Source organism: Oceanobacillus profundus, assembly GCF_003515705.1.
In the GTDB taxonomy this organism is placed as follows: Bacteria; Bacillota; Bacilli; order Bacillales; family Amphibacillaceae; genus Oceanobacillus; species Oceanobacillus profundus.
Map to the genome: position 1 here is coordinate 144828 of NZ_QWEH01000003.1, position 23611 is coordinate 168438.

General features: G+C 38.3%; 23 protein-coding genes. All 23 read right to left on the reverse strand.

Annotated features, from left to right (window positions below; all coding sequences use genetic code 11):
* Window positions 1–268: 268 nt before the first annotated feature.
* The 23 genes from hslV to smc all read right to left on the reverse strand — a co-directional run bounded on the left by hslV (window position 269) and on the right by smc (window position 23426).
* Complete coding sequence (gene hslV, locus D1B32_RS06305) at window positions 269–814, reverse strand: ATP-dependent protease subunit HslV (protein WP_095308610.1); 546 nt, start codon at window positions 812–814, stop codon at window positions 269–271.
* A gap of 10 nt (window positions 815–824) precedes the next feature.
* Entirely contained in the window at window positions 825–1745 is a 921-nt protein-coding gene (gene xerC / locus D1B32_RS06310; protein ID WP_095308608.1) for a tyrosine recombinase XerC, read from the reverse strand.
* A gap of 306 nt (window positions 1746–2051) precedes the next feature.
* The gene (locus tag D1B32_RS06315) at window positions 2052–2369 is read right to left on the reverse strand and encodes a hypothetical protein (RefSeq protein WP_095308606.1); all 318 of its coding nucleotides are present in this window, start codon (window positions 2367–2369) and stop codon (window positions 2052–2054) included.
* 157 nt (window positions 2370–2526) lie between these two features.
* Window positions 2527–4605: a type I DNA topoisomerase gene (gene topA, locus D1B32_RS06320; RefSeq protein ID WP_095308604.1), complete on the reverse strand. Its 2079-nt coding sequence runs from the start codon at window positions 4603–4605 to the stop codon at window positions 2527–2529.
* Window positions 4606–4718: 113 nt separating this feature from the next.
* Window positions 4719–5612, reverse strand: coding sequence for a DNA-processing protein DprA (dprA, locus tag D1B32_RS06325; protein ID WP_095308602.1), 894 nt, complete (start codon window positions 5610–5612; stop codon window positions 4719–4721).
* A 95-nt stretch (window positions 5613–5707) separates the two neighbouring features.
* Entirely contained in the window at window positions 5708–6610 is a 903-nt protein-coding gene (sucD, locus tag D1B32_RS06330; protein ID WP_118888935.1) for a succinate--CoA ligase subunit alpha, read from the reverse strand.
* Between the two features lie 45 nt (window positions 6611–6655).
* Entirely contained in the window at window positions 6656–7816 is a 1161-nt protein-coding gene (gene sucC, locus D1B32_RS06335) for an ADP-forming succinate--CoA ligase subunit beta (RefSeq protein WP_095308599.1), read from the reverse strand.
* Between the two features lie 397 nt (window positions 7817–8213).
* The gene (locus D1B32_RS06340) at window positions 8214–9068 is read right to left on the reverse strand and encodes a peptidoglycan-binding protein (protein WP_118888936.1); all 855 of its coding nucleotides are present in this window, start codon (window positions 9066–9068) and stop codon (window positions 8214–8216) included.
* A 225-nt stretch (window positions 9069–9293) separates the two neighbouring features.
* Window positions 9294–9560, reverse strand: coding sequence for an EscU/YscU/HrcU family type III secretion system export apparatus switch protein (locus D1B32_RS06345; protein WP_095308597.1), 267 nt, complete (start codon window positions 9558–9560; stop codon window positions 9294–9296).
* Entirely contained in the window at window positions 9557–11305 is a 1749-nt protein-coding gene (locus tag D1B32_RS06350) for a TP0910 N-terminal domain-containing protein (protein WP_095308596.1), read from the reverse strand. The genes D1B32_RS06345 and D1B32_RS06350 overlap by 4 nt, the downstream gene beginning before the upstream one ends.
* 23 nt (window positions 11306–11328) lie before the next feature.
* Complete coding sequence (locus D1B32_RS06355) at window positions 11329–12099, reverse strand: ribonuclease HII (RefSeq protein WP_095308595.1); 771 nt, start codon at window positions 12097–12099, stop codon at window positions 11329–11331.
* Between the two features lie 145 nt (window positions 12100–12244).
* Window positions 12245–13096: a ribosome biogenesis GTPase YlqF gene (ylqF, locus tag D1B32_RS06360; RefSeq protein WP_095308594.1), complete on the reverse strand. Its 852-nt coding sequence runs from the start codon at window positions 13094–13096 to the stop codon at window positions 12245–12247.
* Window positions 13097–13100: 4 nt separating this feature from the next.
* Window positions 13101–13670, reverse strand: a complete 570-nt coding sequence (gene lepB, locus D1B32_RS06365; RefSeq protein ID WP_095308592.1) for a signal peptidase I — start codon at window positions 13668–13670, stop codon at window positions 13101–13103.
* Window positions 13671–13814: 144 nt separating this feature from the next.
* Complete coding sequence (rplS, locus tag D1B32_RS06370) at window positions 13815–14159, reverse strand: 50S ribosomal protein L19 (RefSeq protein ID WP_095308591.1); 345 nt, start codon at window positions 14157–14159, stop codon at window positions 13815–13817.
* Window positions 14160–14321: 162 nt separating this feature from the next.
* On the reverse strand, window positions 14322–15062 hold the full coding sequence (gene trmD / locus D1B32_RS06375) for a tRNA (guanosine(37)-N1)-methyltransferase TrmD (RefSeq protein WP_095308590.1): 741 nt from the start codon (window positions 15060–15062) through the stop codon (window positions 14322–14324).
* On the reverse strand, window positions 15062–15574 hold the full coding sequence (gene rimM, locus D1B32_RS06380; protein WP_095308589.1) for a ribosome maturation factor RimM: 513 nt from the start codon (window positions 15572–15574) through the stop codon (window positions 15062–15064). Before rimM ends, trmD begins: the two co-directional genes overlap by 1 nt.
* A gap of 19 nt (window positions 15575–15593) precedes the next feature.
* Entirely contained in the window at window positions 15594–15983 is a 390-nt protein-coding gene (locus D1B32_RS06385; RefSeq protein WP_095308588.1) for a YlqD family protein, read from the reverse strand.
* 252 nt (window positions 15984–16235) lie between these two features.
* Window positions 16236–16463, reverse strand: a complete 228-nt coding sequence (locus tag D1B32_RS06390) for a KH domain-containing protein (RefSeq protein WP_095308587.1) — start codon at window positions 16461–16463, stop codon at window positions 16236–16238.
* 9 nt (window positions 16464–16472) lie between these two features.
* Window positions 16473–16751 (reverse strand): 30S ribosomal protein S16, encoded by a 279-nt coding sequence (rpsP, locus tag D1B32_RS06395; RefSeq protein WP_095308586.1) that lies wholly within the window; start codon window positions 16749–16751, stop codon window positions 16473–16475.
* A 338-nt stretch (window positions 16752–17089) separates the two neighbouring features.
* A complete protein-coding gene (gene ffh / locus D1B32_RS06400; protein WP_095308585.1) occupies window positions 17090–18433 on the reverse strand; it encodes a signal recognition particle protein in 1344 nt (447 codons plus the stop codon).
* A 13-nt stretch (window positions 18434–18446) separates the two neighbouring features.
* Window positions 18447–18764 (reverse strand): putative DNA-binding protein, encoded by a 318-nt coding sequence (locus D1B32_RS06405; protein ID WP_095308583.1) that lies wholly within the window; start codon window positions 18762–18764, stop codon window positions 18447–18449.
* Between the two features lie 80 nt (window positions 18765–18844).
* The gene (gene ftsY / locus D1B32_RS06410) at window positions 18845–19846 is read right to left on the reverse strand and encodes a signal recognition particle-docking protein FtsY (RefSeq protein ID WP_095308582.1); all 1002 of its coding nucleotides are present in this window, start codon (window positions 19844–19846) and stop codon (window positions 18845–18847) included.
* A 13-nt stretch (window positions 19847–19859) separates the two neighbouring features.
* Window positions 19860–23426, reverse strand: a complete 3567-nt coding sequence (gene smc, locus D1B32_RS06415) for a chromosome segregation protein SMC (protein ID WP_118888937.1) — start codon at window positions 23424–23426, stop codon at window positions 19860–19862.
* Window positions 23427–23611 lie beyond the last annotated feature (185 nt).

Sequence of the window (23611 nt, forward strand, 5' to 3'; positions counted from 1 at the left end):
GGAAAAACCTCCCTTATTTAGAGGATGTTCAAAAAATCCGGTGAAAATGACACATCGAATTTCTCCGTTGGCTTGCTTTTCCGTTCCTCTCGTATTAATTGCATACGTTCCGGTACTCAAAGCTTCGCCGCCTCGAACTTCGACGCACAGGACGTGCTAGTGCCGGCGTTGCAACAAAGGTTTTCTGCGGGGCGAGTAAACACAGCCCCAGGACGTTGCGACTGTAGCCGACCTCGGTCCATTTCATCCTCCTTTTGAACACACACTATTAATCAAGTACTTGCAATGTAATATGATTATTTGTGTATACACAAATTTCACCTGCAACCTCCAAGGCTGTTTGAGCAATTTCCTTTGCAGTCAAGTTACCAGAATGCCTAACTAAAGCTCTTCCTGCACTTAATGCATAGTTACCTCCCGAACCAATGGCCAATATACCATCATCTGGTTCGATAACTTCGCCAGTACCAGAAACCAAGTACATATTTTCCTTATTCATGACAATCAGCATTGCTTCCAATTTACGGAGCACCTTATCTGAGCGCCAGTCCTTGGCTAACTCAACCGATGCTCGAGTTAGATTCCCATTATAGGCCTGAAGCTTGCTTTCAAATCTCTCAAAAAGTGTGAAAGCATCTGCAACGGATCCAGCAAAGCCCGCCAACACCTTCCCATTGTACAAGGTTCTTACTTTTTTGGCTTTATGCTTCATTACCACTGCATTTCCTAATGTTACTTGCCCATCTCCACTCATGGCGCACTGACCATTATGCTGAATTGCAAAAATTGTGGTTGCGTGCATTTCAGTAGCCATTCCTTTCACCTCACTCATTACGATATTGATCATTCGCTCTTGGGTGGCTTTTCATGTACACATCACGTAAATGATCTTTTGTCACATGGGTATAAATCTGGGTAGAGGATAGATTTTCATGACCAAGTAATTCCTGTACAGTACGCAGATCCGCACCTTCATTAAGCATGTGCGTTGCAAATGTGTGCCTCAGCTTATGTGGATGAATTTCCACAGTTAATGCAGCTCGTTCTACGCATTTTTTTAGAATCACTCGTATACCTCTTGTCGTGAGCGGATTACCTCGAGCATTTAAAAAGACAGCATCAGTGACTTGAGATTTTTCCATTAGTTTCATTCTGCCGTCATGAATGAATGTCTCTAATGCTATTTCTGCAAACCTGCCAAATGGGACATACCGCTCTTTGCGACCTTTCCCTTTAACCAAAATGGTTCCAATCGAAAAATCAATATCCGAAAGCTTTAGACCTTGACATTCACTCACTCGTATACCCGTTCCATATAACACTTCTAGTATAGCCTGATCACGTTGGCCAGTTGGACTATTCAAATCATTTACTTCAAACAACTTTTCCAATTCTTCCATGTAGAAAAAGCCTGGTATTGGTTTAGCAGTCCTTGGTAAATGAATATGAACAAACGGATTTGCCAACACCCATTCCTCTCGCTCCATAAACTTGTAAAAGCTACGCAACGATGAAAGCTTCCTTGAAACTGACCTTCTGTTTAATTTCTGCTCATATAATCTTGTTAGAAAAAGCCTTACTTCTCGTTGTGAAACAACATCTAGATCGTCAATCCCCTCTTGACGAAGAAAATCAAAAAATACTTCCAGATCATTCTGATAATACTTTACCGTATAAGGTGAAGCATTTTTCTCAATCTGCAAATATTCGATGAACGCTTCACTGTACGCTACGAATGTATTCAATTCTTCACCCCATCAAACAGCGGATAAATCATAGCATACTTCGAATAATTATGCAATAAACTTAACTAAATTGCAACAAAATTCAGAATCGAAACCACACTTATTATATCACAATAATTTGATTTGTCATGCTATTTCGTTAAATTTAATATAAATTAATATTGTCTGTAAAGTAAATTGCCTTTCCAATGCGTAATTATATCTATTTAGAATAGTATAGTCAACAAACAAATATTATTTTTTTTGCAAAAATGTAATACAGTGAAAGTTTTGTGAACAATGGGTATTACCTTTATAACCAAATTGCTACTTAATTATTCCTGTTTCTCGAATTTTTGCTTTTGTTCCATTTGTTCCAAGTTCATATATTTTTCGATATACTTTTTGGAGATTCCTTTCATATGCCTCTCTCTCTCTATCTGCCCTGCGATCATCAAATGGATCTTTAATGATGAAACTTGTTGCAGTATTAGCATGGTCTTTCATGTTTAAAAATAATTCACGCATTGCACTTAATTCACTGTCATCTGCGATAATTTCGAATTCCTCTTCATTATCATCCACTGGGATCTCTCTAATTTCTCTTTCCTTTACAACAACAAAGTAATGATTTTTTTCTGTCATGATTATAGCCTCCTTGTTAGATGGCATTCCCTTTTGACAGACAAGTAAAACTCTTGTACTGATGCATTCCACCAAACTTAAAATCCAAAAAAATCGAAAAGCTAAGAAGAAGATTTTTTAATGCACAAAAAAGTATTAGCTGTCCAGTAATGAACAGCTAACTTTGCGCTACTTCTTTATATTCACAATTCGTACATTGAACCTGCGTCTCTTTTTTAGCCTTCTTTTCTACCAACAAAGATTCACATTTTGGACAAGGTCTTGAGATTGGTTTATCCCATGAGACAAAATCACAGTCAGGGAACCTGTCACAGCCGAAAAATACTCTTCGCTTCTTGGATTTTCTTTCAACGACATTGCCCTCTTTACACTTCGGACACTTCACACCAATTTCCTTTAAAATCGGTTTTGTGTTACGACAATCCGGGAAGTTGGAACAGGCTAGGAATTTACCATATCGACCCATTTTATATACCATTTCATGTCCGCATTCTTCACAATCAATACCTGCTGGTTCATCTCTAATTTCGATTTTTTCCATTTCTTCTTCCGCAACTTCAAGCCGTTTGCTAAATCCGCTATAGAATTCATCAATAATCTTTATCCATTCGATCTTTCCATCTTCAATTGAATCGAGATCGTTTTCCATTTTAGCAGTAAAATCAGCATCAATAATTTCTGGGAAGAACTCCTCTACTAAGTCCGATACGATTGTGCCCAGCTCTGTTGGAACAAAGCGTTTGTTATCCATTGTAACATAGCCTCTGCGCTGAATCGTATCTAGAGTCGGTGCATAGGTCGAAGGTCTGCCAATACCGAGTTCTTCCATTACTCGTACAAGCCTTGCATCTGTGTACCTTGGTGGCGGCTGCGTAAAATGCTGATTCGGTGTAATTTCTTTCGACTCTACGACCATCCCTTCAGCTAAATCAGGCAATAACTTATCTTCCACTTTTTTATTGTCATCTGTTCCTTCAATATAAACTCTCATAAATCCTTTAAATTTCACCTTTGAACCTGTTGCACGAAACTCTACATCATTATTTAGTAAATGTACTGTCATTGTATCCATTACAGCTGGTGACATCTGACTAGCTACAAAACGTTCCCAAACCAGTTTGTATAATCGGAGTTGGTCTCGTGATAATACATCCTTTAGTGATTTTGGATCTCTTAATGTTGAGGTTGGTCGGATTGCTTCATGGGCATCCTGTGCACCTTCTTTATTTTTTGCAGCTTTTACATTTCCAAGATATTCTTTACCAAAGTTTTCTTCAATATATCCTTTTGCTTCTTGCTTTGCTGTTTCAGAAATACGAGTTGAATCTGTACGCATGTAGGTGATTAGCCCGGTAATCCCGCCTGCTTTTTTACCTAAATCAATTCCTTCATACAGCTGTTGAGCAATCATCATTGTTTTCTTCGCACGGAAATTCAGCTTTCGAGCAGCCTCTTGCTGTAAAGAGGAAGTGATAAAAGGCTGTGCCGGGTTTTTCTTTCGTTCACGTTTGTTAACTTTAGTAATGTCAAACGAATTCCCTTTCATTTTTGCTTTCACTTCTTTTACATCGTCTTCCGATTTTAACTCTGTCTTTTTACCATTAATTCCATAAAAAGAACCTTCAAATACTTCTTTATCCTTTTGAAAAGCTGCATCAATGGACCAATATTCCTCTGGAACAAAATTCTCAATTTCCTTCTCACGATCAAGAATCATCTTTAAAGCAACTGACTGTACACGACCAGCACTAAGCCCTTTTTTCACTTTTTTCCATAAAAGCGGACTAATATTATAACCTACGAGCCTATCAAGAATTCTTCTAGCTTGTTGTGCATCAACTAAATCTAAATCGATTGCACGCGGATGTTTAAACGATTCTTTTATTGCATCTTTTGTAATTTCATTAAAAACAACACGGCATTTGGAATTTTCATCAACACTCAAAATATGTGCCAAATGCCAAGCAATTGCTTCCCCTTCTCTATCGGGGTCGGCTGCGAGATATATTTTTTTTGCCTTTTTTGCTGACTTTCTTAGCTCTTTCAATACATCGCCTTTACCGCGAATCGTAATATATTTTGGTTTATAATTTTCATCGACGTCAACACCCATTTGACTCTTCGGTAAATCTCTTATGTGTCCCATCGATGCTTTTACTGTATACTTTTTTCCTAAATAACGTTCAATCGTTTTCGCCTTTGCAGGCGATTCAACGATTACCAAATAATCTGACATGATCCGTGCCTCCTAGAATGAGGTTGACAATTTACACTTGAAATCTTTACTAATACTAAATTTATCCTATGAATTTGTCAAACATACTTTATTTTATACTTTATTATTAAAATCTATTTGGTCATTAAATTATGAATAGCCATCCAATCTTCGTATATATCTTGTGCGTTATGAACAAGTTTCGCCCCGTCCTGAATCATTTGATGACAACCTTTTGTTTGTGAAAGTAAAGGTGATCCAGGAACTGCATATACCTCTCTTCCTTGATCAAGGGCTTGGTCAACTGTTATTAGTGTGCCACTTCTTTCAGTTGCCTCAATCACTAATGTTCCAAATCCAAGGCCGCTAATAATGCGATTTCTTTCTGGGAAATGGTATTTTACTGGCCGAACATCTGGGGCATATTCGGTTAAAACGAGACCATGTTTCACAATTTGGTGGAACAGGCTCATATTCTGCTTAGGGTAAACATGCATGAAACCGCCTCCTAAAACAGCTATCGTTTTCTGTTTATAGGTTAAGGCGATTTTATGTGCTAAACTATCAATCCCTTTAGCCATACCGCTTACAATTAACCATTCATTTTTTACAAGCGGCTTTACTACATGATCTATCTTTTGAGCGGCCTCACTTGATGGATTTCTCGTTCCAATTACACTGATTGCCGGACTATATGCTAATAACGAGATATCGCCAAGCGCATACAGTACAAGTGGAGCATCTTTAATTGTATTTAACATAGGAGGATAACTTTCGTCAACTATTGTGATGATTTTATACTTATTTATATCGTGTACTATTTGCTGCCTTATAGCCAAATTATGAAGATCAGAATAAAATAATGCGGCATTTTTATTTGGGAGGGTAAATCGATTTGTAATCTCTGCAGAAGAAAAATGATAGATCTGTTCAAGCGAGGGATCGTATTGAAGAAGTTTACGAATAAACCTTCTCGTAATTCCACGACAGCGGTGCAAATGTATTAACCTTAAGCGAAGTGTATCCAAGCATACACCAATCCTTTCTCCAGTTAAAATTGTAGGAGAGCCTGAAGAAACTATCTCTTCCGGCTCTCCTCTAGGGTCACCTAAAAGCTTTGTTCTTAATGTGTTTTACACTTTTCTTCAAGTCCATTTTCTTTTAGAACCTTAATCATTGTCTCGCCCATTACGGCAGGCGTTTCAGCAACTGTAATGCCACTCGCCTCCATGATACGAGTCTTTTCCTCGGCAGTACCTTTACCACCAGAAATAATTGCACCAGCATGTCCCATCCGTTTTCCTGGAGGTGCAGTCGCACCGCCGATAAAGCCTACAACAGGTTTTTTCATGTTAGCTTTAACCCATTCCGCAGCTTCTTCCTCAGCTGTACCGCCAATTTCACCAATCATAATAACTGCCTCTGTTTCTGGATCCTCATTGAATTCTTTTAGAACATCGATAAAGTTTGTCCCATTGACAGGATCTCCACCAATACCGACTGCTGTTGTTTGACCGTATCCAGCTTGAGTTAATTGATGAACTGCTTCATATGTTAACGTTCCAGAACGAGAGACAACCCCGATATGTCCTTTTTTATGAATATAACCCGGCATAATTCCAATTTTCGATTCGTCTGCAGTTATAACACCCGGACAGTTCGGGCCAATTAGACGTGTTTTCTTTCCTTCCATGTAACGCTTTACTTTTACCATGTCTAAGACTGGAATATGTTCTGTAATACAGATAACTAAATCTAACTCTGCATCTGTTGCCTCTATAATCGCATCCGCAGCAAATGGAGCAGGTACATAAATTACCGATGCCGTTGCACCAGTTGCATCTACTGCATCCTTTACTGTATTAAAAACAGGTACACCTTCAACCTCTGTACCAGCTTTCTTTGGTGTCACTCCCCCAACGATTTTCGTGCCGTACTCAAGCATTTGCTTCGTATGGAATGTAGCTGTTGCACCAGTGATTCCTTGGACAATTACTTTCGTATCTTTATTTATATAAACACTCATTTTCGTCCGTCCTCCCAAAATTAAAAGTTTAATATAGCCTCTCGATTAGTTCACCATTGATACAATTTTTTCTGCACCATCAGCCATTGAACTCGCTGATGTAATATTTAAACCTGATTCTTCAAGAATTTTCTTCCCTTTTTCCACGTTTGTACCTTCTAGGCGAACGACTAATGGAATTTCAAGACCTACTTGTTTTGTTGCCTCTACAACACCCTCGGCAATAACATCACATTTCATAATACCACCAAAGATATTGACGAAAATTCCCTTTACATTCGAGTCGGATAGAATGATTTTAAATGCTTCTGTTACTTTTTCAGCAGTTGCGCCGCCCCCAACATCAAGGAAGTTAGCCGGATCCCCGCCATAGTGCTTAATAATGTCCATTGTTGACATCGCTAGCCCCGCACCATTTACCATACAGCCAATATTTCCATCCAAGGAAATGTAGCTTAGGTCATATTTAGATGCTTCAATTTCTTTTTCATCTTCTTCTTCTAAATCTCGTAATTCAACGATATCTTTTTGACGGTATAACGCATTATCATCAAAGTTTAACTTTGCATCTAATGCTAAAACCTCACCATCTCCAGTCGTGACAAGTGGATTGATCTCAGCAATAGAACAATCTTTTTCTACAAAAGCTTGATAAAGTGCTGTCATAAACTGAACTGCTTTTCCAATTAATTCATTTGGTATATTTATGTTAAATGCTAGTCTTCTAGCTTGGAAAGGTGTCAAACCAACAACTGGGTCAATAACTTCCTTAAAGATTTTTTCAGGCGTTGCTTCTGCTACTTCTTCAATCTCTGTACCGCCTTCTTCAGATGCCATGAAAACGACACGTGAAGTTGCACGGTCCAAAACAACCCCCACATAATATTCGTTCTTAATGTCGCAGCCCTCTTCAATAAGTAAACGTTTAACTTCTTTTCCTTCTGGTCCCGTTTGATGGGTTACCAATGTTTTTCCAAGAATTTCATCCGCATATGTACGAACTTCTTCCAAACTTTTTGCTACTTTAACTCCTCCGGCCTTACCTCTTCCACCGGCATGAATCTGCGCCTTGACAACGGTTACAGATGTGCCCAATTTTTCCGCTGCTTCTACCGCTTCATCCACTGTATACGCTACATAGCCTGTTGGAACTTTCACACCAAAATTGCGTAAGACTTCTTTCCCCTGATACTCGTGAATGTTCATCTTCCATCCTCCTATTCAATTTGAATGCATCTCCATTGTATTAAAAAAAAACAAATTTCACAAGAATTAGTGAAAATTGTTTAAATCGTGTTACGAATTGCTAAACCTTAATGCTTCATTTTTGTTCATTAACAAAAAAGATTTAGGGAACAAATAATTCGAGTCTGCTTTAGCTTTCATAGATAGATTGGTCCATGATGAAAAGGTGTGAATGACTAAATTATAGAAAGTATTGATAATTACGTGAAGGACGTTTTTAGGACGGCTTTCTTACTACACTAGAATATTATAATATATAAATACCACTGCTAAAGACACATCCAGTTCTAGCGCCTGGTTAGCGACTAGCGAGACTTTCCTCACCTTTGCATGTCGCTAACTGAGCACTTTTTATCTTTTATCCAAACATTTTAGCGAAGGTATTTTTACCTGATTCTCCGTCGACTTTTATTTTCCTATCACGCTGAAAGTCTCGCACTGCTTTTTCTGTACCTGGCCCAAACAACCCATCAAGTCCATTCGGGTTATATCCTAGTGCATACAGAGTTGCCTGTAATATCCATGTTATATTTCCTTTGGCATTTCTTCTGATGGTAACCGTAGCCGCTTCCGTTCTTGGACCCCACATGCCATCAACGGGTAATCCTGCATTATATTGCTCATTTAACTCGGTTTGATAGCCTTTTACCAACGCTCTTTTAGTCTGTGGTCCATACACACCATCTACCTTTAAAGCCGTATTATATCTTCTATTTAAAGTAGACTGGATTGTTCGAATTCGACTAGAACTATTTTTAATATCGGATGCACCAAACGATTTTAGATAAGTGGCAGGATTTAAACTGTCGTTTGCCCTATCTGCTGTATAGCCATATGGTGGTGTACTTGGTGCCGTTTTTCTTACTTCATAGTGCAAGTGTGAACCTGTAGAATTCCCAGTATTACCTTGTCTGCCGATAATGTGACCTTTATTGATGCGTTGCCCTCTTCTGACATTTACACTATCCAGGTGGGCGTATAACTGCCCTCTTCCATTTTTATCTTGAATAAACACTACATTTCCATATCCGCCAAAGCCTGACCCAGCTTTCCCCATTCCGGCAAATATAACGATGCCTGCAGTAAAAGCATTAATTGGTGCCCTGTGGTATTTAACAAGATCAATCCCTGCATGAAAGGTACCTCTTACCCCCGTGATAGGATGTGTTCGATATCCGTATGGTGAAGTTACTCGATATCCTTTAAATGGCATAAAAACAACCCTCCTTCTTATTTTATGCAAAATAAAAAACACCCTCTTGGATGTTTGTAGGTAATTATTTTTATTTTCTGCTAAAGGTGACTTCTACCTCGCCAAAATAAATACAGGCAAGATAGAAGTTTTCTAACCCTTCAAGCTTCTCGTATTTGTTGATTTCAACGTTTCATACAAGTGCAATTAATCGAAGTTCTCCAGTTGAAGATTCTTTGGATCTTCCTATTTCAATTGCTTATCGGCACGATAAACAAATGCAAATACTTCAGCAACCGCCTGAAATAATTCCTCTGGTATTGTTTCATTAATATTTAGCTCTGCCAATAATTCAACGAGTGAAGAATCCTCTAATATCGGTACATTATTTTCTTTTGCTTTTTTTAAAATTTCTTCCGCAACTAGTCCTTTCCCAGTTGCAGTAACTTTAGGAGCAAAATCTTTTCCTTGATCATACCGGAGCGCTGCGGCCTTCTTTCGTCCCTCTGTCATATTCGATAATCAACTCCTTGATAGGATGAATATACTTTTTCTGTTGTTTCCTTAGCAGGACTTTTTAATTCTTGCAGCGCTTTAAAGTCCACGGATGTCAGCTTATAATCTAAAGCCTCCAATCCCTGTCTTAGTACAGGTATTAATTTCACTGTCTGACGCTTTAATTCTTGTATATCATTATAAATCGTAACGGTAACGGAGCGTTTCTGGATATGCATATCAATAATCGTCTGCTTTAATCCATGTAAGTCCAAATAAAATAGAATACGACAGTAATCTGGGTTAACCTTCCCGTCTTCTGTTTTCCTACTCTCAAATTCAAGCTCTAAATCATTGACTAGTCCAAGCTTCTCAGCTGGAATTTGCAGGGATGCTTGAATCACACTATCCGATTCGTTTATGGAATTAAGTTGCATGCCGTTAATAAAATGCAGCAACTGTCCGGCCTTTTCGTGCGCAGTACCGTCACTTTGCTGTACATACTGAAGCAACAGTGATTTTAAACTTTGTTGCTCAAGATTTTTTTGTGCAAGCTGATGTTCATAATTAAGTCCTGTATATGTGAGCACTTGCTGTAATTGCAGCATAAATTGCTCGTTCGGACCCTTTGACAGGAAGAGTTTATCAAACTGAGCGGTTTTCAGCAGCGTATCTATCTCTTTATAGGTAATAGGACTACCCAGCGACACTATTAAATTCATCATACTATTTAATTGAACTGGATTGTTTGACAGTTCTCGTATAAATTTCGTTTGTTCAATCGGAAGAAGCGGAAGAATGTTTTGATTCAGTTGTTCTTTTAACTGAATGAATTCACGCTGTGCTAATACAGGTTGATTCAACGCATTTTTCCACGCTTGTAAGAATTGTTGTGAGTGATTCAATAATCCAGATTGGTTGGAATGTAGCTGTTCAAAAACTTCCACAATATCATTGGAGTGAAGAGAAAATGGCAGTCTTATATTATGTTGGTTCTCTTTTAATACTTGTCCAACTTGTTGCCACTCCGAGACCCATCCCTTGAAATCAACATCTTGATTCAGCATCCCTAGTCCTTTTACAACGTGAAATATTTGCTGCTTATTTTGTTCATTTAGTAGATTAAACTGTTTCGTTAAAGAAGCAGTTTCACTAATAGGCCTTGATATCAGTTGTTCCAGCTTTGTCCAAAGTTCTGTTTTATTGTTTGTTGACTTCATTTCTTCTAATAGCTCATTCATTTGACTCGAGAATTGACTTGAATTTTTTATCGATAATGCCTGAAAAACATCCCAGGTAATTGGAAACCTTCTTCCAATCATTTCTAACAAGATTTGCTTAGCCGCTGACCTATCCTTCGATTGTTCGAAGATATGCAACGCTTCTTTTAATTGCGATTGATCAAATGGTATATTTCCATGAATTAGAGCTTGTATAAAAGAACTGTTAGCCTTATTTGGTTTCACGTTTAGCTGATTCATTAATGGTGCTAAACTAGTTTTTGTTTGTTTTTTTATGTATTCACTAAGCACTTTCAAATAAATCATTTCATCTGAGGTTTGCACTTGAAAATGATATGTATTACCAATTGAAAGAGCCGCCTCTAGCTTGGCAATCATGTTTTGTCCACCAAGCTGTATTTGCGCTTTATTTTCTGGAAATATTTTCAAAATTTTCCCTTGAACAATTTGTCCGGGTCTCAATCGCTGTTCAGTCTGTGTAACCTTAGCTAATTTTTCTCCAGTAAGCTTATAAATACTCATTGGTGAACATCCCTTCCAACTCTTTAACTAATGCTATTTCTGACGGGTGCATAAGATCTACGATGATATGGTGAAGCACCAATCTCACGAAGTTTTTCTAGATGATGCTTTGTGCCGTAACCCATATTAGACATAAAATTATAATCAGGGTATTCTTCGTGCATTTCTCTCATTAAATTATCTCGAGTTACTTTGGCAAGTATGCTCGCAGCTGCTATTGAAATGCTTTTGGCATCTCCTTTTATGAGCGACTCTGTAGAATAAGGTAAGTCCCTTAGCTCAACAGCATCTATCAGGACATGATCTGGACTCGGTTTCAACTGATTTATCGCCTGGCGCATCGCTAGCTTTGTCGCTTCAAAAATATTCATTTCATCAATTGTTCGATTATCAATGATTGCAACTCCGTAACTGACAGCTTGTTCTCTAATCTTTGTAAAAAAATAATCTCTTGTCGCTTGATTTAACTGTTTTGAATCATTTAGGCCGTATAATGTAAAATCCACTGGTAATATGACTGCTGCTGCAACAACTGGTCCTGCTAAAGGTCCGCGCCCTGCCTCATCAACCCCAGCAATGTATTGACACCCCTTTGAATGAGCAACTTGCTCATAATGGGACATCTCGACAAACTGATCTGCTAACTGTTTCTCTTTCGCTTTTTGCTTTTCATAGCTTTTCAGTAATTGCTGAACGCCCTTTCGTTCGTCTGCCTTCAATTCCTGAATCATTTCGTCTGTTACTTCGTTATTTTTAATTTGTTGTCTTATAACAGTAATCGATTGCTTTTTCACCTTATCACCATACTCTCTTTTATATCGGCTTATCTTCTTATTTGATTTAGGGTTAGTACCTTACATTTACCTATTATTTCGGCTAAATGCATTTGCTCACGCTTTTGTACAAAAAATAGGACACACATCTCCTGAGATGTATGCCTTATGCTTCTTGCGGTGCTTCTAATGTGATATTCCCTAATCTCCCTGTACGAAGATCCCGTAACACAATTTCAGCAACTTTATCAAAGTTGATATCTCCACCACTTAGCAGTGCTCCGCGTTGCTTTCCGATTGCATTAAATATCTCTAACATATCATTCATATTTCTGTCAATTTCATACCTATCTTCAAGCTGAACTGGGTAATGTACTTGCATATAGTTAATAACAAATGCAGTAATATCTTGTAACGAAAGCAACTGATCTTTAATTGTTCCAATTGCAGCTAATCGGTAGCCAACTGCTTCTTCCTCGAATTTTGGCCAAAGGATACCAGGTGTATCAAGTAATTCAAAGTCCTTTTTTACTTTAATCCATAACTGTTGCTTTGTAATTCCTGGCCGATCTCCAGTTTTAGCAATCTTTTTATTCGCTAGCCGATTAATAAGTGTTGATTTACCAACATTTGGTATTCCAACAATCATCGCTCTTGCAGCTCTTGGTTTAATTCCCTTTTTCAAAAGCTTATCCATTTTTGATTGGCCAAGTTCTTTCGCCATCTGAATAACATTTTTAATATCTGCCTTATTATTTACATCAACCGCGATTGCAGGAATTTTCTTCTCTCTCAAGTGTGCTATCCACTTTTCCGTTTGTCTGGCGTCAGCTAAATCCTTCTTCATCAAAACAACCATTTTTGATTTTTGTTGTAACACTTGCTGGAGCATTGGATTCTGTGAGGAAAGCGGGGCCCTCGCATCAACTAATTCCATTACGAAGTCTACAAGTTTCAGCTTTTCTTCTACTTCTCTTCTCGCTTTTGCCATATGCCCTGGAAACCATTGTATGGTCATAATTTTATTCCTCCTTTCCAATTAATTGCATTCGATCGAATGGCCAATAAATTAAACTGGTCTTCCCAATAATTTCATCCATCGGTATGACACCCAGCATTCTGCTATCTGTTGAATTACCTCGATTGTCACCTAAAACAAATACATGTCCATCTGGAACTACCTCAAATCCTCCAGGAAGCTCTTCTAATGTAAAATCGTTTGTCAGCATTTGATAAGGCTTCATTTGATCCTTTTGTTCATCTAGAAAAGGCTCTTCTACTGGCTCTCCATCGATATAGAGCACATTATCCTCTACCGCCACATGTTCACCTGGCAGGCCAATTATTCGTTTAATAAAATCCTTTTGAGCTGAAGCGTGAAAAACAACAATATCAAATCGTTCTGGGTCTTGGATTAGGTAAGAAAATTTATTAACGATCATTTGATCTCGGTCATGCAGTGTCGGCAGCATGGAAGGTCCGTCAACTACAATCGGAGCAAATAGAAAGGCGCGGACGATAAACGCCAAACCAAACGCTAGTAATAGCGCTTTTATCCAATCTAACCATTCGTTTTTCTTTTTTTTCGCCATATATTCCCCTCCGACCGATTCTATATGTATTTACTCTATTTTAAGCTAGCATGACGTATTCATACAAGCTAAATAGCAAAAAGGAGCTTGCGCACATTTGCCAAGCTCCTTTCCAATAACGTTTTTCGGGACAGCTCATGTCGATTAGCGACGTTCTTTAATACGAGCTGCTTTTCCACGTAGATTACGAAGATAGTATAGTTTCGCACGACGTACAATACCGCGACGAGTAACTTCGATCTTATCAACTCTAGGTGAATGTAATGGGAAAGTACGTTCAACACCTACACCATAAGAAATTTTTCTTACTGTAAATGATTCACTAATTCCACCATTTTGACGTTTGATTACAACACCTTCGAACACCTGAATACGTTCGCGAGTCCCCTCAACTACTTTTGCGTGAACTTTTACCGTATCACCAGGACGAAAATCAGGATGATCCGTACGAAGTTGATCTTTTGTGATATCTGCAATAAGTTGTTGCATTATCCTTCACTCCTTCCAAACCAATGCTCATTATTCATTTTGTAATAAGCGGAACATCGTTTATATGTACCTAAGCGCACTTAAGCACAATAATAAATATACCATATTGAAAATGATAGTTCAACACCCTTTTTAGACAATTGCAAGGTTTTTTAGCAATGCTTATTTCTCTTCGTTTGCTCTAAGCTTATCTATTACCTTCTGCTCCGTCTCATTTAAAACATAATGCTCAAGTAAATCACGACGGCGCTTATAGGTTCGTTTTAATGCTTCTTCTTTTCGCCAGTCTCTTATTCTCCCGTGGTCTCCTGATAGCAATACGTCTGGAACTTTCATACCACGGAAATCAGCTGGCCTCGTGAAGTGAGGATGCTCCAATAACCCCGTAGAAAAAGAATCCTCTGGAGCTGATTCTTGATTCCCAAGTACATCAGGCAGTAAACGAACGACACTATCTACAACGACCATTGATCCAAGCTCTCCACCAGTAAGGACATAATCACCAATTGAGATTTCATCGGTAACAAGATTTTCTCGAATTCGCTCATCGTATCCTTCATAATGACCACAAATAAAAATAAGATGTTCCTCTTCAGCCAGCTCTTCTGCTTTTCTTTGCGTGAACGATTCACCCTGCGGGCACATGAGAATCACACGAGGTTTTGTCTGCCTCTCTTTTTTCACAGCGGCTACGGCATCGAATACAGGCTGCGGGGTTAATACCATTCCTGCTCCACCGCCATACGGATAGTCATCTACCTTTAAATGCTTATTCACGGTATAATCTCGGAAATTAACAAGGTTATAGCTAAACTTTTCTTTTTCAGCGGCTTTCTTTAATATTGATGATTGAAAAACGCCGGTAAACATTTCTGGAAAAAGGGTCAAAATATCAATATGCATTAGTCAAGCAGTCCTTCCATTAGTTCAACCACAATTTTCTTATTTGCTACATCTACTTCTGTTACAACGTCATCAATATATGGGATGAGAATATCCTTACCAGCTTGCTGCTTTACCACCCATACATCATTTGCACCAGGAGATAATATCTCTTTAATTTTTCCTATATTTTCTCCAGCAGTAGTAAAAACCTCACAACCAATGATTTCGTGATAATAATACTCATCTTGCTGTAGTTCGGTTAATTGCGCTTCACTAATTTTTAATTTACAGCCTTTGAATGTTTCCACATCATTAATATTCGTGTAGCCTTCGAATTGCAAAAGATCAAAACCCTTATGCATCCGATGGGCAGTAATTTCAAGTTCGATGGACTGCTCGTCCTTTACAACAAAAAGCTTTTCACCCGGAGCAAAGCGTTCTTCAAAATCACTAATACGCAATACTTTTACTTCACCTCGGATACCATGAGTATTGACTATTTTTCCTACATTAAACATACGTTCGTTCATCTTCTCACCTACTCATTATTCATTCATTAATTCGGACAACAATATCATCTTTAATGACGATTATTTGTTCTTCCATAATCTCGTTCCAGTTAGAACCAACATTTACTTCAACAAGAGCTTCAACTTCTTTTTCAATAATCTCACTTCCAAGCTCCAGCGTTTCCAATTGACTTATTTTAAAATCGAGCAGTTTAATCTTTTCTTTACGATTATTTATTTCTTGCTGGAAACGTTGTTCAATTTCTTGCTTTGCACTACCAGCTTTATTCTGCAATTTTCTTTTTTCAAAAAGGAGCTGTTGACACTCTTGTTCAAGCCGCAATTTATGATCATGGAAATTGCGATAAATCTTTTCTTTACTTTTCTCTGTGACAACTTGCTTAATCACTACTTTTTTAATGATATTCACTGGATTTCCTCGCTCCCGTTATAAAAATGAAACTTCGATCAGTTTTGTGCCCCTCCCACAACTTTACATTTTATTTTTCTCATGCTTAAAGGTGGTGGGGATTACTGCCGTTAATGGGGGTGAAAAGTTAGTATTCACCGAGTCTTTAACAGATTCATTAGTTGCATTTATAGAGTCAAGAACTATCTGCCAAACAATCATTTCAAGATGTGTAAAAGGGAAAGAAGAACCCTTTGGAGGTCCGCTTTCCCTTTACATAATGTCCAAATAAATACGTTTATTACCATCCGTTTTTGCTGCATAGACAACTGTACGAATTGCCTTTGCAATACGTCCATTTTTTCCAATTACCTTTCCGACATCTTCCTGATGAACAGTAAGATGATATACAATTTTTGTATCTTCTTCTGTCTCCTTAACAACGATATCTTCCGGGTGATCAACCAATGGGGTAACAATCGATTCTATTAGGGCCTTCATGATATCACACTACTTCTCTACTTGATTTTTTTGGTCGTGGAATTTTTTCATGATGCCTTCTTTTGAGAAAAGATTACGAACTGTATCACTTGGTTTTGCACCTTTTGTCATCCAATCAAGTGCTTTTGCTTCATCAATCTTAACTTCAACCGGGTTGACTACCGGATTATATGTTCCGATTTGTTCGATTTGACGTCCGTCACGAGGAGAACGTGAATCAGCTACAACGATACGATAAAATGGGTTTCTTTTTGATCCCATACGCTTTAAACGAATTTTAACAGCCATTATTTGCACCTCCAATAAAATGTTATTCACAATTTAAGATTCTAACAGAAAAAAATGGGTCTGTAAAGTGTTTTTACATTACAACGTTAAAAAGTATTTTTTTATTACTTCCAGCTCCGATTCCCAGAGGCCAGGCTTCCTTCATCTCATGATAATCTGTAGAAGATTTGCCGACTACCAAGACATGTAGCTTAGTCGTATTTATACCCTCGCGGTGAAATCGGGCATCGACTTCAAGTAAAAGGATGGCTGACTAAAATCAGCTACGCCTAACGTCGGAATCCCCCTAAAGTGCGAGGCGCAGTCTATACGCCTCTCAGGCACTCCTGCTTCCGAATTTACATGAAAGGAAATTTCATGCCTTTTCCTTTTTTTCCTTTTTGCATGTTTGTCATTTGCTTCATCATCTTTTTCATTTCACTGAATTGTTTTATCAAGCGGTTCACTTGGGATACGGATGTTCCAGAGCCTTTGGCAATCCGCTTTCTGCGACTCCCATTAATAATGCTTGGGTCTACTCTTTCTTTTTTTGTCATCGACTGAATGATTGCCTCTACTTGCGTTAGCTGCTTTTCATCCAGCTGTGCGTTTTTAAGACCCTTCATTTTACTTGCGCCAGGAATCATGGACATCAAATCATCTAGCGGTCCCATTTTCTTTACCTGTCCCATCTGTTCAAGAAAATCGTCAAATGTAAAGGACATCGTACGCATTTTTTCTTCCAGTTCTTTCGCTTGCTTTTCATCAACGTTTGTTTGTGCTTTTTCAATTAACGAAAGCACATCACCCATGCCTAGGATACGAGAGGCCATTCGATCGGGATGGAATGCCTCTAACTGGTCTAGTTTTTCACCCATCCCAGCAAACTTAATAGGCTTGTCCGTAACGGCTTTAATAGATAATGCAGCACCGCCACGGGTATCCCCATCCAATTTTGTTAGCACAACTCCTGTAATATCAAGCTGTTCATTAAAGCTTTCTGCAACGTTCACCGCATCTTGACCTGTCATGGAATCAACAACTAAAAATATTTCATCTGGGGTGACAGCTGATTTAATTTGTTGTAATTCATCCATCAAATCTGTGTCTACATGCAAGCGCCCAGCTGTATCGATAATAACATAATCCCGGTGCTCTTCCTTCGCCTTTTCAATCGCTCCTGTTGCAATATCTACTGGATTTGCTTCTGTCCCCATTGAGAACACAGGCATATCAAGTTGTGTACCAAGTGTTTCTAATTGCTTAATTGCCGCAGGACGATACACATCACATGCGACTAATAGTGGCGAACGATTATGTTTCTTGCGTAATAAATTAGCTAGTTTACCGGTTGTTGTTGTTTTACCAGCACCTTGTAAACCTACCATCATTATGACGGTTGGCGGGCGGTCAGCCACAGCAATTTTACTTTGCTCACCACCCATTAATGTTGTTAGTTCCTCTTTTACTACTTTAATAACCTGTTGACCAGGTGTTAAACTCTCCATTACCTCCTGGCCAATTGCACGCTCCTTAATACGGGCGATCAAATCTTTGACCACTTTAAAGTTTACATCCGCTTCCAGTAATGCAAGGCGGACTTCACGTGTCATTTCTTTTACGTCTTGCTCAGAAACCTTCCCCTTACCAGTTATCTTCTTGATTGTACTTTGCAGGCGGTCGGCTAATCCTTCAAATGCCATAGAAGGTGTCCTCCTAATCTAATTCTTTTAGTTGATGAAGCATTTTCAAAACAGACTGATCTGCAACTGATTGCTCCAATTTTTCAATAAGTGCTGCTCGCTGTTCAAATTTCTCATATAAATGCAATTTTTTTTCATATGATTCAAGCATAGCCTCTGTACGTTTGATATTATCATATACTGCTTGGCGGGACACATGAAACAATTCGGAGATTTCTCCGAGAGAATAATCCTCTAAGTAATACATTTCCATGTAATTACGTTGCTTCGGCGTCAAAAGCGCTTGGTAAAAATCGAATAAATAATTAATGCGGGTTGTTTTTTCAATCATAATTCACACCCCTTGTTAAGTGAAATTCCTTTACATTATCATAGCGAATGCTTTTGTTCATTGTCAAGGAATTTCAAATTCTACTCTGCATTTGCTTCGGTTCCAAGATCTGCGAATAAACCATATACAAATGCATTGGCATCAAATTGCTGCAAGTCTCCCACTTGTTCCCCTAGCCCAACAAACTTCACAGGGATATGAAGTTCATTTCGTATCGCAAGTACGATCCCACCTTTTGCTGTGCCATCAAGCTTCGTTAATACGATACCAGATACATTTGTTACCTCTGAAAATGTTTTGGCTTGGCTTAGGGCATTTTGACCAGTTGTCGCATCTAACACGAGGAGAACTTCATGCGGTGCATTTGGTATTTCTCTTTCGATGACACGTTTCACCTTCGAAAGCTCATTCATTAAATTCACTTTATTTTGAAGTCTGCCTGCAGTATCACAAATTAACACGTCTGCCTGGCGTGATTTCGCTGCTTTAATTGCATCAAAAATTACTGCTGCTGGGTCACTGCCTGCATTATGTTTAATAACATCAACTTCAGCTCTTTCCCCCCATACTTCCAGCTGTTCAATCGCGCCTGCGCGAAATGTATCCCCTGCTGCCAAGATTACCTGTTTTCCTTCTTGCTTTAGCTGGTGTGCTAGTTTTCCGATTGACGTCGTCTTTCCAACACCGTTAACGCCAACCACAAGGATAACAGAAAGACCTTGTTCCTGGATGTTCAATTTTTCGATTTCTGCTTGATCTTCACCATAATAAATCTCCACAAGTTTTTCAGATATAATATCTTTTATCCCGTTTGTATCTTTAATGTTCTGGCGTTTCACTTCCATCTTCAGCTCTTCAACGAGATCCATTACAGTTGTAACACCAACATCTGCAGTTATAAGAACTTCTTCTAGCTCTTCAAAAAAATCTTCATCGACTTTACGATATCGAGCAATTAAATCATTAATTTTTGATGAGAAAGAATTACGTGTCTTTGTCATACCTTCTTGGTATTTTTTAGAAACCTCTTCCTCTTTTTCATTCTGTTTAAATTTATTCTTTAACTTATTGATAAAGCTCATATTTGTTTCCCTCCTAAGAATTTATTAATTCTTTCGTCTCCTCTAATCGAACCGAGACAAGCCGTGACACACCTGATTCTTGCATCGTAACACCATATAACACATCCGCTTCTTCCATTGTACCTTTTCGGTGTGTAATCACAATAAATTGTGTGTTATCACTGTATAATTTAACATATTTCGCAAAACGGGCAACATTTGCTTCATCAAGCGCTGCTTCAACCTCGTCAAGAATACAAAATGGAACTGGCCTTACCCTTAAAATAGCAAATAGTAGAGCAATTGCCGTAAGTGCACGTTCTCCACCAGATAGCAAGCCTAAATGCTGCAGTTTTTTCCCTGGTGGCTGTGCGATGATATCAACACCTGTATCCAATAAATTTTTCGGATTGGTTAATTTCAGTTCAGCATAGCCGCCACCAAATAACTGTTTGAATACATCATGAAATTCATCTTTTATCTTGTTAAATGTTTCATCAAACCGCTTTTTCATTTCTTCATCCATTTCATCAATAACGGTATAAAGTGTTTCTTTTGCTTCGACAAGGTCATTTTGCTGTTCAGACAGGAAAGTGTAGCGTTCCGATATCCGTTCGTATTCTTCAATAGCACCAAGATTAACGGTTCCAAGACGATCTATTTGTAATTTCAACTCACTAACGATTGTTTTTGCTTCTATCATATTTTCTGCCTTCTGATACTGCTGTTTTGCCTTCTCGTATGTGATGGTATATTCCGTCTGTAGATGATTCAATCGGTTTTCGAGTTCAACATCAAGGCGACCTGCACGAACTTCTTTTTGCTGAATGGATTGTTGCAGTATTTGAAGCCTGTTACTTTTTTCTTTCCGTTCTTTTTCCTCATCTAGAACATACTGTGTTTGTTGTGCTCTTTCAGTACGTTTCTGATGAATTTCATTCGTTAACATTTCCTTCTCTTGCTTAGCAGCCGCAATCCGTGCCGCCACCTCTTCTTCTGTTTCTTTCGATTGTTCAATTTCTAATAAATTGCTCAATTCCTTCGCATAGTTATGATGCTGCTCTTTTAGTTTATCTAATTGCTCACCAGTTGAATTTGTTTTTTCGCGCTGATACTTCACTCTTTCTTCTTGTTCAGCAAGTTGGATTTGTAATTGATGCAGATTATCCTGCAGCATTTTTTTATTCTCTTTAAATGCAGCTTCTTCATTCGTAAGCGAGTCGATTTTCTGTTGAATGGAATCCAACTGTACTTTAAGTGCAGTTAATTCTTCTGTTAAACTTTCCTCTCGTTTAGTAAGTTCTTTACTATCTTGAACAAACTGCTGCTTGTCCTGATCATAGATTGACAGGCTATCGTTAATAGAAGAAAGTCTCATCTCTACTTGTTTCCACTCCGAGTGTAATTCTTGTAGTGCATTTTGCTCCGAAGAAATCGTGCTCTCTTTCGTTCTTAGATCATTTTCCAGCTGCTTAATCAATTGCTTCTTACGCCCGACAATTGATTCAAATTGAAATATTTTCTGCTGGAATCCTTCGATTTTTTCGGTTACTTCTTGCAAATCCTTTTCTCTTGTAAATAGCGACTGATTCGTTTTCTTTTGAGCTCCACCAGACATGGAACCTCCAGGATTTACGACATCCCCATCAAGTGTAACAACGCGAAATCGACGGTTAACGAGTGCAGCAATTTCATTTGCATCCTTTAATTTTTCAGCAATAATAACATGTCCCATTAAATGATTAACTGCCTTCTGGTAAGTAGCGTTTGTATGTACGAGTTTTGATGCTATTCCGTGGAAGCCTGGATGACCTTCCATTTTCGCTAACATATCTTGCGTAATAAAACGTTCCTGGATAGAACCAAGCGGTAAAAAGGTTGCTCTTCCATTATTTGTTTGCTTCAACCAAGCGATTGCCCTTCTTGCTGCCATATCATCTGTTACAACAATATGCTGTGCTTGCCCACCAAGAGCAGTTTCAATTGCTGTAATAAATTTTTTCGGAACATCAATCAATTCGATTACGGCACCGTAAATATTCTCCAGCTTCTTTTCTTCACGAGCCTTCAAAATTGCTTTAACCCCATGGAAAAACCCCTGAAAGTCTTCTTTCATTTCTTCCAGCATTTCTTTTTTTGATTTTAATTTTTCTATATATTGATAGCCTTGGTATAGTTTTGTTTGCGATTCTTGAAAAAGGCTTCGCTCGGTTTCTAAGTTCAATTTTAATTGCTTGACATCGGATTCGATTGCTGAAAAGCCAGATTCTCTCGCTCTATAGCTTGCTTCTAATCGATTCTTCTCTTCCGTCAATTGCTCTCTTTGCTCAATTAGACTTTGAAATTTATTTGACTGTTTTTCCTTTTTTCCATTTATCTGGTGTAATTGCTGGGCGACAGATTGCTTTTCATTCCTTTTCGCTGCTTGCTTGTTAAGTAATTCAATATAATCCGATTTTAAATCTTCAATTTGCTCTGAAATACTTTCTTTACTTGTGTTTAATTTAGCTTCTAGCTCGTTTGCTTGTTCTTTATATTTTTTTCGATCATGCTGCAATTGTACAAGTAGCTTCCTTTCTTTTGCCAGCTCATCCTCTAACGCAGCAATTCTCGTATTGCTTTCTTTTTTCTGCATTTCTAATTTATGCTTATTTTCACCAAAATGCTTCGATCTTTCATCCAGCAGTTGTTTTTTGCCTTCGTACTTTTCAAGCTGCTCAGTAGCAATTAATAGATTTTCTTGCATTTCCTCTATTTTTTCATCCAGATGCTGAATTGCTTTATTCTGGTTCTCGATTTCATCTTCCTTTTTTTGGATCATAGACTTAAGGGCACTTTCGGATAACTTTTCTTCCTCAAGCTCCTTTAATTGTGTTTTCCATTGCTGGTGCAGCTGTTCAATTTCAGATAATAGATAGGAAATTTCCTTTTCTTTAAGCATTTCTTTTAGCTCTATATACTTCTCAGCTGTTTCAGCCTGTTGCTTCAACGGATTAATCTGCTGTTCAATCTCGTGGATAATATCTTCAACCCGATTAAGATTTTCCTGGGTTTCCGCTAATTTATATTCCGCTTTTTTCTTGCGCTGTTTGTATTTCAGTACTCCTGCAGCTTCTTCAAAAATCGTTCGTCTTTCCTCAGCTTTTGAGCTAAGGATTTCTTCGACTTTTCCTTGGCTTATAATGGAGAAAGCTTCTCTTCCAAGACCAGAATCCATGAAAAGATCAATAATATCCTTTAATCGGCATGACTGCTTATTAATATAGAACTCACTATCACCAGAACGATAAACTCGACGTGTAACACTAATTTCTTCATAATCAAGTGGCACTCGTTTATCTTGATTATCGAGTACGAGTGTAACTTCAGCGACATTTAATGCTTTTCTTGATTCACTGCCCTGGAATATGATATCTTCCATTTTGGAGCCACGTAATGATTTAGCTGATTGTTCACCGAGCACCCAACGAATTGCGTCGGTAATGTTACTTTTCCCGCTTCCATTCGGACCAACCACAGCTGTTACTCCTGGCACAAATTCCACATTGATCCGTTCTGCAAATGATTTGAAGCCCACACTTTCCAATCGTTTTAAATACATATACATTCTCCTAATTCCAAAAGAACCCTATTCCCCTTAGTTCCTTGCTATATTTCTTTTTTTTATTTTTAAGAAGTTGTTCTAAAAGTCCGGTGAAAATCATACATCGAGAACAAGGACCTTCGACTAAAAACCGACCCATCCTGTGTCGAAAGTCGAAGCCACCATATCCTGTGGAAGCCTGG

Bases quoted from the DNA above. Each gene is read 5' to 3' on its own strand.
- hslV (WP_095308610.1), bottom strand. From the start codon at position 814: ATGGCTACTGAAATGCACGCAACCACAATTTTTGCAATTCAGCATAAT.
- D1B32_RS06315 (WP_095308606.1), bottom strand. From the start codon at position 2,369: ATGACAGAAAAAAATCATTACTTTGTTGTTGTAAAGGAAAGAGAAATT.
- topA (WP_095308604.1), bottom strand. From the start codon at position 4,605: ATGTCAGATTATTTGGTAATCGTTGAATCGCCTGCAAAGGCGAAAACG.
- sucD (WP_118888935.1), bottom strand. From the start codon at position 6,610: ATGAGTGTTTATATAAATAAAGATACGAAAGTAATTGTCCAAGGAATC.
- sucC (WP_095308599.1), bottom strand. From the start codon at position 7,816: ATGAACATTCACGAGTATCAGGGGAAAGAAGTCTTACGCAATTTTGGT.
- D1B32_RS06340 (WP_118888936.1), bottom strand. From the start codon at position 9,068: ATGCCATTTAAAGGATATCGAGTAACTTCACCATACGGATATCGAACA.
- D1B32_RS06345 (WP_095308597.1), bottom strand. From the start codon at position 9,560: ATGACAGAGGGACGAAAGAAGGCCGCAGCGCTCCGGTATGATCAAGGA.
- D1B32_RS06350 (WP_095308596.1), bottom strand. From the start codon at position 11,305: ATGAGTATTTATAAGCTTACTGGAGAAAAATTAGCTAAGGTTACACAG.
- ylqF (WP_095308594.1), bottom strand. From the start codon at position 13,096: ATGACCATACAATGGTTTCCAGGGCATATGGCAAAAGCGAGAAGAGAA.
- lepB (WP_095308592.1), bottom strand. From the start codon at position 13,670: ATGGCGAAAAAAAAGAAAAACGAATGGTTAGATTGGATAAAAGCGCTA.
- rplS (WP_095308591.1), bottom strand. From the start codon at position 14,159: ATGCAACAACTTATTGCAGATATCACAAAAGATCAACTTCGTACGGAT.
- trmD (WP_095308590.1), bottom strand. From the start codon at position 15,062: ATGCATATTGATATTTTGACCCTTTTTCCAGAAATGTTTACCGGCGTT.
- rimM (WP_095308589.1), bottom strand. From the start codon at position 15,574: ATGAACGAACGTATGTTTAATGTAGGAAAAATAGTCAATACTCATGGT.
- D1B32_RS06390 (WP_095308587.1), bottom strand. From the start codon at position 16,463: ATGAAGGCCCTAATAGAATCGATTGTTACCCCATTGGTTGATCACCCG.
- rpsP (WP_095308586.1), bottom strand. From the start codon at position 16,751: ATGGCTGTTAAAATTCGTTTAAAGCGTATGGGATCAAAAAGAAACCCA.
- ffh (WP_095308585.1), bottom strand. From the start codon at position 18,433: ATGGCATTTGAAGGATTAGCCGACCGCCTGCAAAGTACAATCAAGAAG.
- D1B32_RS06405 (WP_095308583.1), bottom strand. From the start codon at position 18,764: ATGATTGAAAAAACAACCCGCATTAATTATTTATTCGATTTTTACCAA.
- ftsY (WP_095308582.1), bottom strand. From the start codon at position 19,846: ATGAGCTTTATCAATAAGTTAAAGAATAAATTTAAACAGAATGAAAAA.
- smc (WP_118888937.1), bottom strand. From the start codon at position 23,426: ATGTATTTAAAACGATTGGAAAGTGTGGGCTTCAAATCATTTGCAGAA.